Genomic DNA, 1,224 nt, shown 5'->3' on the forward strand with positions numbered 1-1,224 from the left:
TGTGGTGGCCTCGCTGGTGACTTGGAGGTGAAAGTCCTCTACACACCCGGCAAGGGGAAGTGTTAGCCAGAGGCAAGGGTGTCGCGGGTGACTGCGAATCTGAAGGAAGCCCGAGGCAAACTGCTGGCCTGACGAACAGGAAGCGGATAGAGGCGGCGCAGCGGGGTAAGAAGGCAAGCATCTTCAAAGCCCGATACTTGCACAGAACGCTGTGACGTAGATCCGACAGGCATAAGCAGGAAGGTCACGCGAATTACCCTGGGAGATCTGCACGTTTGCCAGTGTGCTACCGAGCGTCGAGAGGCGACGGGATGAGCGTGCAGAAGTCAGCCGAGGCCGTAGTAAGTGGCGAATAACCCCGCCACCAAGGGCCGAACAGGTTATGCCGCCAGTAGGCGCCAGAGTCTCGTCGAATGCTGAAACGCAGAATATTCTCCAAGAGAAGACTGTCTCCCCAAGTCCCGGACGGTATCCGAGGATGACGGCTGACAGGGCGCAAGCATCGACGGCGTCTGTGGCGTGGACGAACGCGGAGCCGGACACGCTGATGGAGCGGGTGCTTGCACCGGCTAACCTCAAGCGTGCGTATCAACGCGTAGTCAGCAACAAGGGCGCACCGGGTGCCGATGGCATGACGGTCGACCAATTGGCAGGCTACGTGAAACAGTATTGGCCGAACCTCAAGACTCGGTTGCTGGCCGGCGAGTACCAACCGCAAGGTGTACGCGCCGTCGACATCCCAAAACCTAAAGGCGGAACACGGCAACTGGGCATTCCCTGTGTCGTGGATCGCCTGATCCAACAGGCTTTGCTGCAACAGCTCACACCTATCTTTGATCCGCTGTTCTCGGACTACAGCTACGGCTTTCGTCCGGGCAGAAGCGCCCATCAAGCTATCGAAACGGCCCGTGCCCACGCGGCGGCGGGTCACCGCTGGTGCGTGGAACTCGATCTGGAGAAGTTCTTTGATCGGGTTAATCATGATGTTCTGATGGCCCATGTTGCGCGTCAAATCGAAGACAAACGCGTCCTCACGCTGATCCGTCGCTACCTCGAAGCGGGAACGATGTCAGGCGGTCTCGTCAGCCGACGGCAGGAAGGGACGCCGCAAGGCGGCCCGCTCTCGCCGTTGCTGTCGAATATCCTGCTCAACGAACTTGATCGTGAATTGGAGCGGCGGGGCCATCGCTTCGTGCGGTATGCCGATGACGCGAACATTTATGT

General features: G+C 59.2%; 1 protein-coding gene. It reads left to right on the forward strand.

From position 1 onward, the window contains the following. Nucleotides 1–382 precede the first annotated feature (382 nt). The coding region (gene ltrA, locus KGB07_RS27630) for a group II intron reverse transcriptase/maturase (RefSeq protein WP_223467221.1) at nucleotides 383–1,224 on the forward strand (842 nt) is incomplete at its 3' end.

Source organism: Pseudomonas sp. GL-RE-26, assembly GCF_019956275.1.
Taxonomy (GTDB): domain Bacteria; phylum Pseudomonadota; class Gammaproteobacteria; order Pseudomonadales; family Pseudomonadaceae; genus Aquipseudomonas; species Aquipseudomonas grandcourensis.